General features: G+C 65.3%; 15 protein-coding genes. 12 read left to right on the top strand and 3 right to left on the bottom strand.

The annotated features are described in order from the left end of the window. Positions 1–6: 6 nt before the first annotated feature. On the top strand, positions 7–975 hold the full coding sequence (locus tag MTR72_RS31620) for a catechol 2,3-dioxygenase (protein WP_280964527.1): 969 nt from the start codon (positions 7–9) through the stop codon (positions 973–975). Here MTR72_RS31620 and MTR72_RS31625 read toward each other — a convergent pair. Further along, positions 972–4499, bottom strand: a complete 3528-nt coding sequence (locus MTR72_RS31625) for a molybdopterin cofactor-binding domain-containing protein (RefSeq protein ID WP_280964526.1) — start codon at positions 4497–4499, stop codon at positions 972–974. The genes MTR72_RS31620 and MTR72_RS31625 overlap by 4 nt on opposite strands. Continuing rightward, positions 4499–4981: a (2Fe-2S)-binding protein gene (locus MTR72_RS31630; protein WP_280964525.1), complete on the bottom strand. Its 483-nt coding sequence runs from the start codon at positions 4979–4981 to the stop codon at positions 4499–4501. The genes MTR72_RS31625 and MTR72_RS31630 overlap by 1 nt, the downstream gene beginning before the upstream one ends. Positions 4982–5235: 254 nt before the next feature. Between MTR72_RS31630 and MTR72_RS31635 the strand changes: the two genes are divergently transcribed. The 8 genes from MTR72_RS31635 (at position 5236) to MTR72_RS31670 (ending at position 13460) form a co-directional block, all read left to right on the top strand. Beyond that, positions 5236–6693: a 6-hydroxynicotinate reductase gene (locus MTR72_RS31635; RefSeq protein ID WP_280964524.1), complete on the top strand. Its 1458-nt coding sequence runs from the start codon at positions 5236–5238 to the stop codon at positions 6691–6693. Next, the gene (locus tag MTR72_RS31640) at positions 6690–7586 is read left to right on the top strand and encodes a UPF0280 family protein (RefSeq protein ID WP_280964523.1); all 897 of its coding nucleotides are present in this window, start codon (positions 6690–6692) and stop codon (positions 7584–7586) included. The genes MTR72_RS31635 and MTR72_RS31640 overlap by 4 nt, the downstream gene beginning before the upstream one ends. A 15-nt stretch (positions 7587–7601) precedes the next feature. Next, positions 7602–8186 (top strand): amino acid synthesis family protein, encoded by a 585-nt coding sequence (locus MTR72_RS31645; protein ID WP_280964522.1) that lies wholly within the window; start codon positions 7602–7604, stop codon positions 8184–8186. Positions 8187–8207: 21 nt separating this feature from the next. After that, the gene (locus MTR72_RS31650; protein WP_280964521.1) at positions 8208–9413 is read left to right on the top strand and encodes an ABC transporter substrate-binding protein; all 1206 of its coding nucleotides are present in this window, start codon (positions 8208–8210) and stop codon (positions 9411–9413) included. A 199-nt stretch (positions 9414–9612) separates the two neighbouring features. Next, positions 9613–11502, top strand: coding sequence for an ABC transporter permease (locus MTR72_RS31655; RefSeq protein ID WP_280971014.1), 1890 nt, complete (start codon positions 9613–9615; stop codon positions 11500–11502). Beyond that, positions 11499–12290, top strand: coding sequence for an ABC transporter ATP-binding protein (locus MTR72_RS31660; RefSeq protein ID WP_280964520.1), 792 nt, complete (start codon positions 11499–11501; stop codon positions 12288–12290). Before MTR72_RS31655 ends, MTR72_RS31660 begins: the two co-directional genes overlap by 4 nt. Then, entirely contained in the window at positions 12287–12991 is a 705-nt protein-coding gene (locus MTR72_RS31665) for an ABC transporter ATP-binding protein (RefSeq protein ID WP_280964519.1), read from the top strand. Before MTR72_RS31660 ends, MTR72_RS31665 begins: the two co-directional genes overlap by 4 nt. A 13-nt stretch (positions 12992–13004) precedes the next feature. Beyond that, the gene (locus MTR72_RS31670) at positions 13005–13460 is read left to right on the top strand and encodes a MarR family winged helix-turn-helix transcriptional regulator (RefSeq protein WP_280964518.1); all 456 of its coding nucleotides are present in this window, start codon (positions 13005–13007) and stop codon (positions 13458–13460) included. Positions 13461–13624: 164 nt separating this feature from the next. Here the strand turns inward: MTR72_RS31670 and MTR72_RS31675 are convergent, their stop codons facing one another. Next, positions 13625–14821 carry an amidohydrolase family protein gene (locus MTR72_RS31675; protein WP_341511762.1) on the bottom strand — a complete coding sequence of 399 codons (1197 nt, stop codon included), beginning with the start codon at positions 14819–14821 and terminating at the stop codon, positions 13625–13627. Between the two features lie 158 nt (positions 14822–14979). Here MTR72_RS31675 and MTR72_RS31680 point away from each other — a divergent pair, with 158 nt between their 5' ends. The 3 genes from MTR72_RS31680 to MTR72_RS31690 all read left to right on the top strand — a co-directional run bounded on the left by MTR72_RS31680 (position 14980) and on the right by MTR72_RS31690 (position 17574). After that, the gene (locus tag MTR72_RS31680; protein ID WP_280964516.1) at positions 14980–15753 is read left to right on the top strand and encodes a ferredoxin--NADP reductase; all 774 of its coding nucleotides are present in this window, start codon (positions 14980–14982) and stop codon (positions 15751–15753) included. A 106-nt stretch (positions 15754–15859) separates the two neighbouring features. Then, positions 15860–16186, top strand: a complete 327-nt coding sequence (locus tag MTR72_RS31685; protein ID WP_280964515.1) for a hypothetical protein — start codon at positions 15860–15862, stop codon at positions 16184–16186. A 113-nt stretch (positions 16187–16299) separates the two neighbouring features. Next, positions 16300–17574, top strand: coding sequence for a cytochrome P450 family protein (locus tag MTR72_RS31690; protein WP_280964514.1), 1275 nt, complete (start codon positions 16300–16302; stop codon positions 17572–17574). Positions 17575–17607: the final 33 nt, after the last annotated feature.

The following is a 17607-nucleotide window of genomic DNA, read 5'->3' on the forward strand; positions in this document are numbered from 1 at the left end:
AAAACCATGCAGCCCGAACCGATTTTCGATCTCGCCCACCTCGGTCACATGGAACTCCTGACGCCGAAGCCGGACGAGAGCCTCAAATTCTTCGTCGACGTCATGGGCATGACCGTCAGCGGACAGAAGGGCGAGTCGGTCTACCTGCGCGGCTGGGACGATTATGAGCGATATTCGCTGAAGCTCACGGCGTCGAAGACCTCGGGCATGGGCCACATGGCGCTGCGCGCGCGCAGCCAGCAGGCGCTGGAGCGCCGCGTCGCCGCGCTCAAAGGTTCCGGCTTCGACATCGGCTGGATTGACGGCGACATGGGGCAGGGGCCGACATTCCGCTGCCGCGATCCCGACGGCCATATCGTCGAGCTCTATTACGAGACCGAATGGTATCAGGCGCCGCCCGAGTTGCAGCCGGCGCTAAAGAACCAGGCGCAACGTTTTCCCGCGCGCGGTGTCAACGTCCGCCGCCTGGACCATCTCAATTGTCTCGCCGTCGACATCAAGGCCAACCGCGAGTTCTTCGAGAATTACCTCGGCTGCCGCCTCACCGAGCAGATCGTCCTCAACGACGGGCGTGAAGCTGCGATGTGGCTGACGATGTCGAACAAGAGCTACGACTTCGCCTATTCGCTCGACCATTCCGGCGTGCCCGGGCGCTTCCACCATGTCACCTACGCGCTCGACAGCCGCGAGGAAATCCTGCGCGCCGCCGACATCTTTCTCGAGAATGGCGTCTACATCGAGACCGGCCCGCACAAGCACGCAATCCAGCAGACCTTCTTCCTCTATGTCTACGAGCCCGGCGGCAACCGCGTCGAGGTCGCCAATGCCGGCGCGCGCCTGATCCTCGCGCCCGACTGGAAGCCGATCGTGTGGACCGAGGAGGAGCGCAAGAAGGGCCAGGCGTGGGGCCTGAAGACGATCGAATCCTTTCACACCCACGGCACGCCGCCGGTGGAGGTCAAGAAGCACGCCTAATTCGCAGACCCACGCACGCGCGCGATCGTCTCGCGCACGCCGGTCCAGGCCGGCTTGTCCGGCGCGAACTGCTTGCGCAGGAACGTGACGAGTTCTTCGATCTGCGCGTCGCTCATGCTGTGCTTGAAGGCCGGCATGTAGCCGAGATCGCTTGATGCCGGCTCGGCAATGCCGTGCAGGATCACCTGCACGAGATTGTCCGGCGCCTGGCTGTGAAGATTGCTGTTGAGCGCGAGCGAGGGCCGGCTGCCGAACAGCGGCAGGCCCCCGACCTCGTGGCAGACGGCGCAGGCGCCGAGATAAAGCCGCGCGCCGGCGGAGGCGCCGACGCTAACTTGTGTTGCGCTCTCGAGCTTCGCGGCAAGTGCATCCTGCGTCTGCGGATCGGTCGCGCTGTCGTTGAACGCGTTGAGATAGACCGCCATGGCGCGGATGTCCTGGTCGGGCAGGGCCGAAAGGTCCCTGACGATCGGCGCCATCGGGCCGGCGGCGACGCCGTGATAGCGCGAATGGCCGGTGCGCAAATAAGTGTAGAGCTCGTCCTCGCTCCATGGAATCGGCGCATGCGAGAGCGAGGTCAGCGGCGGCGCCTCCCAGCCTTCGGCAAAGCCGCCGGCGAGATAGGCCTCGCGCTGCTCGGCGCCGAGCGCATTACGCGGCGAATGGCAGGCGCTGCAATGGCCGAGACCTTCGACCAGATAGGCGCCGCGATTCCACAGCTCGGATTTCGCTGGATCAGGCTTGAACAAGCCGGTCTGATGAAACAACGCATTCCATCCCGCAAGCAGAGGGCGAAGATTGAACGGGAAGGCGAGTGTGTTCGCAGGCGCGCTCGCGCGCACCGAAGGCTGTGCCATCAGGTAGGCATAGAGCGCCTGGAGATCGGCATCGCTCGTTCGTGAGAAGTGCGTGTACGGGAAGGCGGGATAGAGCTGGCGTCCGTCGCGATGAAGCCCGTCGCGCATCGCGCGCTCGAAGGCGGGATACGACCAGGCACCGATGCCGGTCTCGACATCCGGCGTGATGTTGGTGCTGTAGATCGTGCCGAACGGCGTCTCCAGCGCGCGGCCGCCGGCATTGAGCGCGCCGCCGATATTGGTATGGCACTCCGCGCAATTGCCGAGCGCTGCGAGCTGCTGGCCACGCGCGATCGTCGCCGCCGAATAGACCGAGGCATCGGGCCGGGCGATCGGCGCGATCGCGCGCCCGGGCAGCAGCGCGGCGCCGATACCGATCGCGGCGGTGCAGAGGGCGGCCATCGTCGCGAACATGCCGGCGCGCTTGGCGAAAGGATTCTGCCAACTGCGTGACGGAGGCGCGGCAGCGGCTGCCGGCAAGGCTTGCGGCGGCGCCGCCGCTTCGCCGTATAGTCCCTTCAGGATGCGCTCCGGCGTGAACGGCGGCTCGCGAAAGCGCACGCCGGTGGCATCGAAGATCGCATTCGCAATTGCCGCCGCGCTCGGCACCGAAGCCGACTCGCCAACGCCGAGCGGCGGCTGGTCCGGCCGCGGCAGCATCAGGACGTCGATCTTCGGCACGTCCGGGAAGGGGATGATCGGATAGGCGCCCCATTCGCGCGCCGCCACCGTGCCGCGCTCGAAGGAGACCTCCTCCATCAGCGCGCGGCTGGTGGATTGGATGACGTTGCCCTGGATCTGGTGACGCACGCCATCCGGATTGATCATCAATCCGGAATCCTGGCCTGCGACGACGCGGGTGACGCTGACGTCGCCGGTCGTCTTGTTCACCGCGACATCGGCGATCCAGGCCGACCATGCCGCGCCATAGCCCGGGAACTTGCTGTGGACATAGAGCGCATAGGCAAAGCCGCGCCCATGCACGACCTCACCGTCCTTGTCCTGCCGCACCGGCCGCGGCGTCCAGCCGGCGCGCTCGGCGACCGCGTTGACGAGATCGATGGCGCGCTGGTCTTTCAGATAGCGCAGGCGATATTCGATCGGGTCGACGCCGGCCTCCGCCGCAAGCTCGTCGATATAGGATTCATGCGCGAAGGTGTTCGGCAGCGCCGAGACGCCGCGAAACCAGGAGGCGCGCGCGATCGGCGGCATGTCATGGGCGACGACGCGCATGTGGTCGTAGTCGTAAGGCGGGATCGCGGTGCGGTCGCCCATTTGCAGCACGGCCGGCTCCGGCGAAATCCGACCCGTGAGCAGCAGCGCCAACGTCGGCGCCGCGTTCGAAGGATAGCGCGTGGCGAGGTCGTAGCCGGCAACGCTGCCGTCGGCGTTCAAACCGCCATTGACGTCGATGAGCTGCGCGGTGCCCTTGGGCTCCCAGGCGTGCTCCTGCTCGCGCGTCAACTGCACGCGCACGGGCCGGCCGACCGCGCGCGACAGCAGCAGCGCGTCCGCCGTGACGTCGTCGGCGCAGTTGCGGCCGTAGCAGCCGGCCGCCTCCAGGCGGATGACTTCGATCTCGTTCTCCGGCTGGTCGATCAGCAGCGCGAGGTCGGCACGCAGCAGATGCGGATTTTGCGAGCCTGACCAGACGCGGACGCTGCCGTTCTTGAAATCGGCGACTGCGCAGGACGGGCCGATCGAGGCGTGCATCTGGTAGGGCCAGACGTAGGTGCGTTGCATCGTCTTTGTGGCGCCGGTGATGGCCGCGTCGACGTCGCCTTTGTCGATCAGCGTGCGTGGCGTCGATGGATTGGCGCGCAGTGCCGTCTCGATGTCTGCAAGGTCGGTCAGGGCAGGTGTCGGCTTCCAGCTCACTTTGAGCTGCGCGGCCGCGAGAATCGCATTCTCCTCGCGCTCGGCGACCACGCCGACGAAGTCGCCGATCCGCACGACGCCGACGAGGCCAGGGATATCGCGCACCAGGGATTCGTCGACCGCGATCAGGCTGGTGCCCACGAATGGGCCGGCATCGACACCGGCATAGGGCGGGCGCACCACGCGCCCATGCAGCATGCCGGGCACGCGGATGTCGTGCACGAAGGTCAGCTCGCCGCTCGCCTTCGCTGGAAGATCGACGCGGGGCACGGATTGACCGACGATGGTGTAATCGCCGACGGCCTTCACCTCTACGTCGTCCGCCAGCTCGAGACGAATCGTCTCATCGCCGATCAGCTCGCCATAGCTGACGCTGCGGTTATGCCCGCGAACCAGACCATCTTCGATCCTTAAATCCGCGGCCGGCAGCTCCAGCCGTTCGGCAGCGCGCGCGATCAAGAAGTGTCGCGCTTGCGCGGCGGCCTTGCGCAGGGGCACGGCGGTGATCTGGATGGTTTCGCTGGCGATCGTCGGGCCCTGGTTGGGTACCACTGCGGTGTCGCCGAGCACCACCACGACCCGCGCAAAGGAGACGTCCAGCTCTTCGGCGACGATCTGGCCGAGCGCGGTGCGGATGCCGGTGCCGAGATCGACATGGCCGTTATAGCCGGTGACCGAGCCATCCGCGGTGATCCGGATGAACGTCTCGGATGCGCCCTCATCGAGCGTGCGGACGACGACGAGCGAACCGGATTGCCGCTCAGCTCCATTCGGAACAGGGCAGGCCATCAATCACCGGCCTCGGCTAGCTGGCTCGATGCACGCATCACCGCGCGCAGGATTTCGACATGCGTGCCGCAGCGGCAGAGATTGTAGCGCAGCGCCGCCATCGCTTCCTGCTCGGTCGGGTGCGGGTTGATGGCGAGCAGCGCCTTGGTGGTCATGATCATGCCGTTGAGGCAGTAGCCGCATTGCGCCGCCTGCTCGTCGATGAAGGCTTGTTGCACGGGATCAGGCCGCTCGCGCGTGCTTAACCCTTCGAGTGTCACGATGTCGCGGCCTTCACAGCCGCTGATCGGGATGACGCAGGAACGTGCGGCGCTGCCGTCGATCAGGACAGTACAGGTGCCGCATTCACCGAGGCCGCAACCATATTTCGGGCCGTTGAGCGCGAGATCGTTGCGCAGCACATAGAGCAGCGGCGTCTGCGGCGCCGCGGTGACGTCGTGGATCCCGCCGTTCACGGTGAGGCGGATCGGTGTCTGCGTCATCCTCGTTCCCAACCTTGCGACCACGCGTCGCAAAAATTCTATGTCGCCGACGATACCGTTTGTACACAAACGTGCAAGCGGCGCATGCCGCAGTGCAGCGTGGTTGCCCGCTTTGTGGACAGAGGCGGCAGGCAAATGAGGTTTTATTCGGCAGTGGCACTTTTTCGCCCGCGCCGCCGCTTGACAGCTATCAATGTCGCGCGCAACATCGTTCGTATACGAATGATAACCCGTCGTGACCCGCTGGCTTTGACATGGTGACTGAAACGACGAGCGCCGTCTCCGACAAGATCCGCTGCGATGCCTGTCCGGTGATGTGCTACATCAAGCCGGGCGCGGCGGGAGCCTGCGACCGCTATGCCAATCACGACGGCAAGCTCGTCCGTGTCGATCCGCACATCATTCTCGAACGCACGGTCTCGCAGGGCGGCAAGCTGGTGCCGTTCAGCCGCACGGAAGATTGGGACGGCAAGATCGTCCACGAACCCTCGACCTTCGTAACCGCGATCGGCGCCGGCACCACCTATCCCGACTACAAGCCCGCGCCGTTCATCGTTTCCGCCGAGGTCGATGGCGTCGACATGGTGACCGTGGTTACCGAGGGCATCTTCTCCTATTGCGGCATCAAGGTGAAGATCGACACCGACCGCTATCTCGGCCCGGAGACCGCGACCGTCCGCGCGCAGGGCGAGGCGGTGGGGCATGTTACTACCAGCGAATACGGTTCGCAGATGCTCTCGCTCGGCGGGGTCCATCATCTGACCGGCGGCTCCAAGAAGGAAGGTCGCGTCACCTGCGACACGCTGATGGATCTCGCCAATTGCAAGGCGGTTGAGCTCACGATCGACGGCGGTGCGAGCGTGGTGGTGCAGGCCGGCCAGCCGCCGATCGTCAACGGCGTCAAGGAAGAGCGCATGCGCGTCGGCTGCGGCTCGGCGACCATCGGTATGTTCGCAAAGCAATGGCACGGCAAGGTGGATGAGGTCGTCGTCGTCGACGACCACATCACCGGAGTGCTCTCGGAGCACCAGGCCGGCAAGCTGCTCGACATCGCCGACACCGGCATCAAGATGAAGGGCCGCCGCTCGACCCCCGGCCGCTATTTCCAGGTCGCCGATCCCGGCACGGGCTGGGGCGGCACCAACATCTCCGATCCCCTGGCGATTCTCGGGCCGTTCGATGCCAAGGAGGCGAAGCCCGGTCTGAGCATGCTGATGGTCTCCACCACCGGCGAGCACTCATCTTATTACGTGCTCGACGAGGCCTTGAAGCCGGTCGAGACCGAGATGCCGGCCGATCTGAAGTTTTCGGTCGAGCGCATCCAGGAGAATTGCGAGCCGGCGCTGTGCACGGTGCTGTTCATGGCTGGTGCCGGCGGCTCGCTGCGCGCGGGCGTCACCGACAATCCGGTGCGGCTGACGCGCTCGGTGAAGGATGCGCTGACGCGCGTCACCAGCGGCGGCGCGCCGGTCTATGTCTGGCCCGGCGGCGGCATCACTTACATGGTCGATGTGACGCAGATGCCCGCCGGGGCGTTCGGCTATGTGCCGACCCCGGCGCTGGTCGCGCCGATCGAGTTCACCATGAAACTGTCGGACTATGCCGCGCTCGGCGGCCACATGGATTACGTAAAGCCGCTGTCCGAGGTGAAGGGCGGCGATGATGTCCGCCAGTTGCCCTGGCAAAATCCCATCCCGGGAAGGCGCGCATGAGGCTTCCGCAAGTCGCATTGCTGTCTGATGGCCGGCGGCTGCATTTGCAGGATGGTCCGATTGATCTGATCGTGGAGGCGAGGGGAGATGTGCGCGAGGTGCACGCTTCCTATGAGGCGGCGGCGCGGCGGCTCGCCGGCCTGCTCGACGAGCTCTGCGCCGAGCTGACGGAGCTGCGCAGAGCTGCCGATCCGGCGCGAACGTCGCTGAACGGCGTCGTTGCACGTCGCATGCATGCTGCCGTCGCGCCCTATGCCGCGGAATGCTTCATCACGCCGATGGCTGCGGTCGCCGGCAGCGTGGCGGAAGAAATTCTGGGCGCGATGCTGAACGCTGCGACGCTCGACCGGGTCTACGTCAACAATGGCGGCGATATCGCGCTGCATCTCGATCGCGGTGAGCATTTTTCGATCGGCCTGATGGACCGGCCCGACCGTGACGGCGTGATGCGGACCATGACGGTCGATGCGGACGATCCCGTGCGGGGCATCGCGACCAGCGGCCGGCATGGCCGCAGCTTCTCGCTCGGCATTGCCGATGCGGTCACGGTGCTGGCCGGGGCGGCGTCGCAGGCCGATGCGGCCGCGACGGTCATCGCCAATGCGGTCGATCTGCCCGGTCACCCCGCCATCATCCGGAAGCCGGCCAACGAGCTTCAGCCCGATAGCGACCTCGGCGCGCGCCTCGTCACCTGTGACGTCGGTCGATTGTCGCGGGCCGAGATTGCGACGGCGCTCGAATCTGGCGCGGAATGTGCACGGCAATTGTTCGATCGCGGATTGATCGAAGGGGCTGTCTTGCAGCTTTGTGGTGATATGCTTGTCATCGGAACCAAGGATATAGAACGGCAACGATCGCGCCCGCTTGTGCTGGAGAACGCGGTCCATGCCTGAACAGGGAAGCGAAACATGAGCGCGATCATCCGCAAGATCGTCACCGTGGTCGAGGAGACGCAGATGGAGATGGGCCGGCAGGTATCGCCGCCGACCCGGCGCGCCGCGGCGATCGCCGTGATCGAAAATCCCTTTGCCGGAAAATATGTCGAAGACCTCTCGCCGCTGATTGCGATCGGCGAGGAGCTTGGCGACCTCCTGTCGAAGCGCGCGGTGGCCGCACTCGGTATCGAGGGGTCGAAAGTGCAGAGCTATGGCAAGGCGGCGGCCGTCGGCGAGAACGGCGAGCTGGAGCACGCGGCCGCTATCCTCCATCCCAAGATGGGGGCGCCGGTGCGGAAGGTGCTGAGCAAGGGCGCAGCGCTGATCCCGTCGTCGAAGAAGCGCAGCGGTCCGGGCACGACGCTCGACATTCCCTTGGGGCACAAGGATGCGGCCTTCGTGCGCAGTCATTTCGACGGGATGGAAGTGCAGATCAACGATGCGCCGCGCGCCAACGAGATCATGGTCGCGGTCGCCGTCACCGACAGCGGCCGTCCGCTGCCGCGCGTCGGCGGGCTCACGGTTGCGGAGATCAAGGGCGAAGACGGCCTGCGTTAATTTTTCACAGTGGAGGTTGGGATGCGAGCTAAGAATTATTTCGTTGGCGCTGCGTTCGCGCTGCTGGCCGGCGGCATGGCCAGTTCGGCGATGGCGCAGGCTGAGATCAAGATCGGCGAGATCAACAGCTATTCGTTGCTGCCAGCCTTCACCGAACCTTACCGCAAGGGCTGGCAGCTCGCGGTCGAAGAGATCAATGCGAGCGGCGGCATCAACGGTAAGAAGCTCGTCGTCATCTCCAAGGACGACGGCGGCAAGCCGGCGGACGCGCAGACCGCGGCCAACGAGCTCGTGTCGAGCGAGGGCGTTGCGATGCTTGCCGGCACATTCCTGTCCAACATCGGCCTTGCGGTCAGCGACTTCGCCAACCAGAAGAAAGTGTTTTTCCTCGCGGCCGAGCCGCTGACGGACGCCGTCACCTGGTCGAAGGGCAACAAGTACACTTTCCGTCTGCGTCCCTCCAACTACATGCAGGCGGCGATGCTGGTGGAAGCAGCCAGCAAGCTGCCGGCAAAGCGCTGGGCGACGATCGCGCCGAACTATGAGTACGGCCAGTCCGCAGTCGCGGTGTTCAAGAAGCTGATGTCGGAGAAGCGCCCGGACATCCAGTGGGTCGACGAGCAGTGGCCGCCGCAGGGCAAGATCGACGCGGGCCCGGTGGTGCAGGCGGTGGCCCAAGCTAATCCGGAGGCGATCCTCAACGTCACCTTCGGCGCCGATCTCGTCAAACTCGTGCGCGAGGGCAACACGCGAGGCCTGTTCAAGGGACGCGAAGTCGTCTCCTTCCTGACCGGCGAGCCCGAATATCTCGATCCGCTCAAGGACGAGACGCCGGAGGGGTGGATCGTCACCGGCTATCCCTGGTACTCGATCAAGACGCCCGAGCATGATGCGTTCCTGAAGGCGTACCAGGCCAAGTACAACGACTATCCGCGGCTCGGCTCGATCGTCGGCTACCAGACCATCAAGTCGGCGGCGGCGATCCTTGCGAAGGCAGGCTCGACCGATCCGGAGAAGCTGATCGCCGCGGCCGAAGGCCTGTCGCTCGGCTCGCCCTTCGGCGAGATCACCTTCCGCAAGATCGACCACCAGTCGACGCTGGGCGCCTATGTCGGCAAGACCTCGGTCAAGGACGGCAAAGGCATCATGGTGGACTCGTCCTACAAGAAGGGTGCGGACTACCTGCCGAGCGATGCCGAAGTCGAGAAGCTGCGGCCGAAGGATTGATGTTTCGTCTCCCTCTCCCCGCTAGCGGGGAGAGGGTTGGGGTGAGGGGGAGTCTCCGCGAGGGCGGTGACAGACGTTTTCGCGGAGGCTCCCCTCACCCGATGCGCTTCGCGCGTCGACCTCTCCCCGCAGGTGGGGAGAGGTGAACCAAGATCTCGCTGCCGCACATCACGGCATGCAAACCGAACCCGGACCGCCGATGGCCTTTTATGTCGTACAGTTTCTGACCGGTCTCGCCAGCGCAGCGTCGCTGTTCCTGGTGGCCTCGGGCCTGTCGATCATCTTCGGCGTGACGCGGATCGTGAATTTCGCGCATGGCGCCTTCTATATGATCGGCGCCTACATCGCCTTTACGCTGACGGATCGCTTCGCCGGGGCGTTCGGCTTCTGGGGCGGCATCGTCGCGGCGGCGCTGGCGGTGGCGCTGATCGGCGTCGTCGTGGAGATGGTGCTGCTCCGGCGCATCTATCATGCACCCGAACTGTTCCAGCTTCTCGCGACGTTCGGCCTGACGCTGATGGTCGAGGACCTCGTGGTCCTGATCTGGGGCCCCGACGATCTGCTCGGCCGGCGCGCGCCGGGCTTCAAGGGCGCGGTCGATTTCTTCGGCCAGAACATCCCGAGCTACGACCTGTTCCTGATCGTGCTCGGCCCGGTCGTGCTTGGCGTTCTCTGGCTCCTGTTCCAGCGCACGCGCTGGGGCGTGCTGGTGCGCGCCGCGACGCAGGACCGCGACATGGTCGCGGCCCTCGGCGTCAATCAGAAATGGCTGTTCACCAGTGTGTTTGCAGTCGGTGTGTTCCTGGCCGCGCTCGGCGGCGCGCTCCAGATCCCGCGTGATGCCGTCCATCACGCGATGGATTTGCGCATCATCGTCGAGGTGTTCGTGGTGGTCGTGATCGGCGGCCTCGGCAGCATCGTCGGCGCCTTCGTCGCGGCGGTGCTGGTCTCCGAGCTCAACGCGTTCGGCATCCTGATCTTCCCGAAGATCTCGATCATCCTGGTCTTCCTGGTGATGGCGGTGGTGCTGATCGTGCGGCCCTGGGGGTTGTTCGGCAGGCCCGAGGCGCCGGCGCGCAAGACGCCCGGTCTCACCGTCAACCCTTGGCGGCCGCTGACGTCGAATGAGCGGCTGGCTGCGCTTGCCGCGCTCGTCGTCGCGGCGATGCTGCCGCTGTTTGCCGGCAACTACGCGCTGACCGTCGGCTCCGAGATCGCGATCTTCGTGATCTTTGCCGTGAGCCTGCATTTCCTGATGTCGGTCGGCGGTCTCGCGTCCTTCGGCCACGCGGCGTATTTCGGCCTCGGGGCCTACGGCATTGCCTTCCTCGCCAAGATGGCGGGGCTGCCGATGATCGTGTGTCTTCTGCTCGGACCGCTGCTCGGCTGCTTGGGTGCTGCCGTGTTCGGCTTCTTCGCGGTACAGCTCTCAGGCGTCTATTTCGCCATGCTGACGCTCGCCTTCGCGCAGATCGTCTGGTCGATTGCGTTCCAGTGGGTCAGCGTGACCGGCGGCGACAACGGCATTTTGGGCGTCTGGCCTTCGAGCTGGGCCGCGAGTCCCTCGCACTTCTACTGGCTGGCGCTCGGCGTCGCGGCACTTGTGACGATCGCCCTGCGGATCGCGGTGTTCTCGCCATTCGGCTACGCGCTCCGGGCCACGCGCGACTCAGGCCTGCGCAGCGAGGCGATCGGCATCAACGCCAAGCGCATCCAGTGGACCGCGTTCGTGATCGCGGGGACGACGGCCGGCATCGGCGGCGCGCTGTTCGCCTATCTCAAGGGCAGCGTCTTCCCAGACAATCTCGGCATATCGCTTTCGGTCGATGCACTGGTCATGGTGCTGCTCGGCGGCGTCGAAACGGTGTCGGGCGCGGTGATCGGCGCCATCGTCTACAAGGCGCTCAACATCTGGCTGGTCAGCCAGACCGATCTGTCGAAGCTGGTGCTCGGCGCGTTCATCGTTCTGATCGTGGTCGTCTTCCCCAAGGGCATCGTCGGGATGCTGGAGATGCTCGCGCAGCGGCGCAGGAACGCGTCGCCGCCGGGATCAGCCCTGCTTGCCAAGCCGATCGAGTCCGCCGAATGAGCGTCGCACCCCCACTTCTCGCGGTCGAAGGCCTGACCAAATCCTATGGCGGCATCCACGCCGTGCGCGGCGTCTCGTTCTCGCTGCGTGCCGGCGAAATTCTGGCGCTGATCGGGCCGAACGGCGCCGGCAAGAGCACCTGCTTCGACATGCTCAACGGCCAGAACAAGCCGGACTCAGGGTACGTCCGCCTCAACGGCGAGGACACCACCGGAAAGAAGCCGCGCGAGATCTGGCGGCTCGGGGTCGGGCGCACCTTCCAGATCACCGCGACCTTTGCGACCATGACCGTGCGCGAGAATGTGCAGGTCGCGCTGATCTCGCACCAAAAGCAGTTGTTCAACCTCTGGGGCTCGGCGCCGCGCTTCGATCGCGACGAGGCCGGCCGACTACTGGAGCTGGTCGGCATGAGCGGCTATGCGGACCGGCCCTGCGGCGAGCTCGCCTATGGCGATCTCAAGCGGCTCGAGCTTGCGGTGGCGCTCGCCAACCAACCGAGACTTCTGCTCATGGATGAGCCGACCGCCGGCATGGCGCCGCGCGAGCGGGTCGACCTGATGCGGCTCACGGCCAATATCGCGCGGGAGAAGTCGATCGGCGTGCTCTTCACAGAGCATGACATGGACGTGGTGTTCGAGCATGCCGACCGCATCATCGTGCTGAACCGCGGCACGCTGATCGCCGAGGGTTCGCCGGCCGAAGTGCGCGGCAATCCGCAGGTGCAGGCGGTCTATCTCGGCGAGGGCCTCGTCTACGATGCCCGCCACCGCGAGGGAGCCGCGACATGAAGCTCACGGTGCAGGACCTCAACAGCCACTATGGCCCGGCGCACATCCTGTTCGACATCGGCTTCGAGGTCGGCGAGGGCGAGGTGGTGGCGCTGCTCGGCCGCAATGGTGCCGGCAAGTCGACGACGTTCCGCTCGATCGTCGGCCTCGTGGCGCAGCGCTCGGGCCGCATCATGTTCGAGGGCAAGGACGTCACGGCGCTGCCGACGCATGAGATCGTGCGCGGCGGCCTCGGCTATGTGCCGGAAGAGCGGCGCATCTTCACCGACCTGACGGTCGAGGAGAATCTCGAGGTCGGCCGCCAGCCGAAGCGGACGAACGCGCCATACTGGACGCGCGAGAAGCTGTTCGCGCTGTTCCCGAACCTGAGCGAGATGCGCAATCGTCCGGGCGGCCGCATGAGCGGCGGCGAGCAGCAGATGCTGACGATCGCGCGCACGCTGATGGGCAATCCGTCGCTGGTGCTGCTGGACGAGCCCTCGGAAGGCCTGTCACCCAAGATCGTCGAGCAGATGGTCGATGCGATCCTGACCATGAAGAAGGAGGGCGTCAGCATCGTCGTCTCCGAGCAGAATTTGCACTTTGCGCGGCTGATCTCCGATCGTGCCTACATCATCGAGCGCGGCCGCATCTGCTTTGGCGGCACGATGGCCGAGCTCGACGCGCGTCCGGATATCCGCGACGCGCATCTGTCGTTGTGAGGGGTGGGGGCGGATGGCGAGAAGCGTCGCGGCCAAGAAGAGCGTCAAGCCGGCCAAACCGTCTTACGTGCTCGACGAGCAGGTCGGGTTCATCCTGCGCCAGGTCTGGCAGCGCCACAGCGCGATCTTCGCGCGTGACATCGGCACCAATCTCACGCCGACGCAATGGGCGGCGCTGTCGAAGCTCGCCGAGACCGGCCCGTGCTCGCAGAACCAGCTCGGGCGGCTCACGGCCATGGACGTCGCGACCATCAAGGGCGTGATCGATCGTCTCAGCGCGCGCGGATTGACGGAGACGAGCCAGGATCCCGAAGACGGACGGCGGCTGGTGGTCAGCCTGACGCGCGCCGGTCAGCAGCTTGCGGAGAAGGTCGCGCCGAACGCACTCGCAATCACCCGCGAGACGCTTGCTCCGCTCGATGCCAAGGAGCGCGAGACGCTGATGGCGCTACTGAACAAGCTGCGATGAACCCGTCATTCCGGGGCGCGACGAAGTCGCGAGCCATGATGCGCAATTGCGCATCTGAGAATCCATAACCACGAGCCGGGGTTATGGATTCCGGGCCTGCGCCTTGCGGCGCATCCCCATTGCGCAATTGCGCAATGTGGAATGACGACGGTGTGTGGGGCGGCTTACTTCGCCACCACCTCCGGCACCTTGCCCGCCGGCGGCGTATTGCGGCTGCGCTGCGTCCGGACGATGCCGTCGATGATGGTCATGCCGATGCCGGGAAGGTCGCCGAGCTGGACGCTCTCCAGAATGTTCTTGCCGGGCGAGTGCTGCGCCTTGTCCATGATGACGAAGTCGGCGGAGCGGCCGACCTCGATCAGGCCGCAATCGAGCGCGCGCATCCGTGCGGTGTTGCCGGTGGCAAGGCAGAACGCGATTTCGGCCGGCAACTCGCCGAGCGAGGATAGCATCGAGACCATGCGCAAAATGCCGAGCGGCTGCACGCCGGAGCCGGCGGGTGCATCGGTGCCGAGGATGACGCGATGCAGGTCGCCCATCTCGCGCGCGGTGCGCAGCGTGAACAACGCCGAGCGCTCGTTGCCGTTGTGCACGAGCTCGAGCCCGCGCTTGCAGCCCTCGCAGATACAGCGGATCTGGTCATCGGGCAGGGCGGTGTGGCCGCCGTTGATGTGGCCGACCACATCGGTGTCGGCCTCCAGCACCACATCCTTGTCGATCAGTCCGGAGCCGGGGATTGAGGGGCCGCCGGTGTGGATCGTGCTCTGGATGCCGTATTTGCGCGCCCAGCCGACCATTTTCCGCGCGGTTGGGCCGTCTTTCACGCCGCCGAGGCCGACTTCGCCGAGCAGTTTCACGCCGGCGGCGGCCATCTCCTTGAAATCTTCTTCGACCATCTCGCATTCGATCACGGGGGCGCCGGCGTGAACCTTCACGCCGCCGGGCCGCAGCGTCCAGAACGCGCGCTGCGCGAACACCGCCATGGCCTTCAGGCCGACGACGTCGCGGGGGCGGCCGGGCATGTGCACTTCGCCGGCGGAGATCATGGTGGTGACGCCGCCATGAAGATAGCTGTCGATCCAGTTGGTCTGGTTCTGACGCGGCGTCCAGTCGCCGGCGACGGGATGGACGTGGCTGTCGATCAGGCCCGGCGCCACCGTGGTGCCGTTGGCGTCGACGATGGTGGTCGCGCCTTCGGTGTTGACGTCCTTGAAGCGGCCGATCGCGGTGATCTTGCCGTTCTCGGCGACGATGGTGTCGCCATCCAGGATCGGCTTTTCCAGGGCGCCGGACAGGATCAGGCCGATATTGCGGATCACGAGCTTCGACGGTCCGGCGGCCTGGGGTGCGTCATGCGCCATGGAAGGGCTCCTCATTCCTAACTGCAACGCTTTCGATCTTGGGCAGCCTTGACCGCGGGATCAAGCGGGATTATTCATTAGTATACGAATGATCGTGTACAAACGACGCATAGCTGACAATCGCCTCGGAACCGCTCGGCAGCGACAGGGAAGGTGAGATGAGCAATTTCAATCAGGAAAGCGTTTTGAGCGTCCACCACTGGACCGACACGCTGTTCAGCTTCAAGACCACCCGCAGCCCGACCTTCCGCTTCCGCAACGGCGAGTTCACCATGATCGGGCTCAAGGTCGGCGAGAAGCCGCTGCTGCGGGCCTACAGCGTCGCCAGCGCCAATTACGAGGACACGCTGGAGTTCTTCTCGATCAAGGTGCCGGACGGCCCGCTGACCTCGCGCCTTCAGCATCTGAAGGAAGGCGACGAGATCATCGTCAGCCGCAAGGCCACCGGCACGCTGGTGATCGACAATCTGGAGGAGGGCCGCAACCTCTACCTGGTCGGCACCGGCACGGGGCTCGCGCCGTTCCTGAGCGTGATCAAGGACCCCGAGACCTACGAGCGCTTCGAGAAGGTGGTGCTGCTGCACGGCTGCCGGCACGTCAGGGAGCTCGCCTATGGCGAGATGATCACCGAGACGCTGCCGAACGACGAATTGCTGGGCGAGTACATCCGGGGCCAGCTCATCTACTATCCGACCGTGACCCGCGATCCCTTCCGCAACCGCGGCCGCATCACTGACCTCATCACCTCGGGCAAGCTGTTCAGCGATATCGGTCTGCCGCCGCTGGAAGCAGCGCACGACCGCGTCATGATCTGCGGCAGCCCGGCGCTGGTCGCGGACACCCGCGTCCTCCTGGCCGAGCGCGGTTTCGTCGAGGGCAATCACGGCGAGCCGGCCCAGTTCGTGGTCGAAAAGGCCTTCGCGGAGCGGTAGGCACGGAATTCCTGCGCAATAAGGCCGCATTTTCGCCGCCCGGCGCCCGTTGCGGCGCCGATTCAGCGCGCGATACTATGTGGGAGCGAATCAGCGGAGTTCCCATATGGTTGCGGACAGCGACAGCAACATCGCCTGGCACCGGGTTCAGTTGAAGAAGAATCGCGCTGAGTTGAAGGCGTTCGAGACCGCGCGCTTCACGATGGGCGAGATCGCCACGTCGAAGCGGAACGGGCAGACCCAGAAGGCGATCATCGAACTCAAGCGCAAGATCGCGCAGTCCGAGCGCTTGATCGCCGACTACGAGAAGCGCACGCGCCGTCCGCTCGCCACCGACCTGCAAAGTCTCAGCAACGGAAGCTGGAGTCATTGGGACGCCTACACCAATCAGCAGCAGCGCAAGACCGGCTCGCGCTCGACGGGGCGCGGGTAGGTTTTCTTCTCGCTCTCCCCGCAAGCGGGGCGAGGTAAGCAACGGCGGCCCACTTGCGGCGGCAGCGCTGCGCACCATCTGGGTGAGGCGCCACCAACCATCCCGGTGATCCCATGACACTGCGCCTCGATTTCACCAGCGAGGCCTTCTTTTTTCGCGATCCGCCCAAGGCCATCGCGGAATTGCGAGCTTTGGGGCCCGTGGTCGCGACGCGATTTCCGCTCGTCGGCGACGTCTGGATCACCACGACCCATGATGCGACCGCGCAGGTGCTGAAGGACAGCACGACCTTCACGCTGCGCAAGGAGGATGGCGACGTCGCGGGTCTGCGCTGGTGGATGCCGAGACTGGTCAGGACCATCGCCAACAACATGCTGACCATGGACGAGCCGGACCACACCCGGCTGCGCAGCATCGTGGACGAGGCCTTTCGCCGCCGTGCGATCGTCGCGATGGAGCCGCGCATTCGCGCCATCGCCGATGGTCTGGCCGATGAGCTGTTCGCGCAGGGAAGCCCGGCCGATCTCGTCCAGCGCTACGCGCGCATCCTGCCGCTATCGGTTATCTCCGAACTGCTTGGCCTGCCGCCGGCCGATCGCCCGCGCTTCATTGCCTGGGCCAATGCGATGTCCTCGTTGACCAACGTGGCCAGCTTCTTTCGGCTGCTGTTCGCGTTCCGGAAGATGCGGAGCTATCTCGAAGAGCAATTGCAGGCCGCGCGCGTGCGGGGCGGCGAAGGGCTGATTGCCGAACTGGTCCAGGTCGAACGCGAGGGCGGCCAGATCACGCCGGACGAAATGGTGTCGATGGTGTTTCTGCTGCTCGCGGCCGGCTCCGAGACCACCACCCATCTCATCAGCGGCTCGGCTTACGAGCTTCTCAAAAACCCCGGCCTCCGCGATTGGCTGGAACAGGATTGGAGCCGCGTCGGGCTCGCGGTCGAAGAGTTCTTGCGCTTCGTCTCGCCGGTGCAATTCTCCAAGCCCCGCTATGTTCGGCGGGATGTCGAGCTTGAAGGCGTGCGCCTGAAGAGGGGCGACCGCGTCATGGTGATGCTCGCCGCCGCGAACATGGATCCGGCGGTGCATGAGCATCCCGACGAGCTTGATCTCGAGCGCAAGCCAAACCGTCACATCTCCTTCGGAACGGGAATCCATTTCTGCCTCGGCCATCAGCTTGCGCGCATCGAGGGGGCCTGTGCACTTGAAGCGTTGTTCACGCGCTGGCCGCAGCTTGGTCTCGCTGTCGAGCCTTCGCAAATTCATTGGCGCAAGCGCCCGGGGATTCGCGCGATCAAGCAGCTCCCCGTCACGGCAGAGTCTCGGGGAACACCTGCGACATCTGCCGCGTCGGCGATGGTCGATCGTTCCCTCGCTCGGGCGAACTGATATTTCCTGTCCTTCGGAAAATCTTTGTTCCCG

Origin of the sequence: Bradyrhizobium sp. ISRA442, assembly GCF_038085055.1 — a bacterium.
Classification (GTDB): domain Bacteria; phylum Pseudomonadota; class Alphaproteobacteria; order Rhizobiales; family Xanthobacteraceae; genus Bradyrhizobium.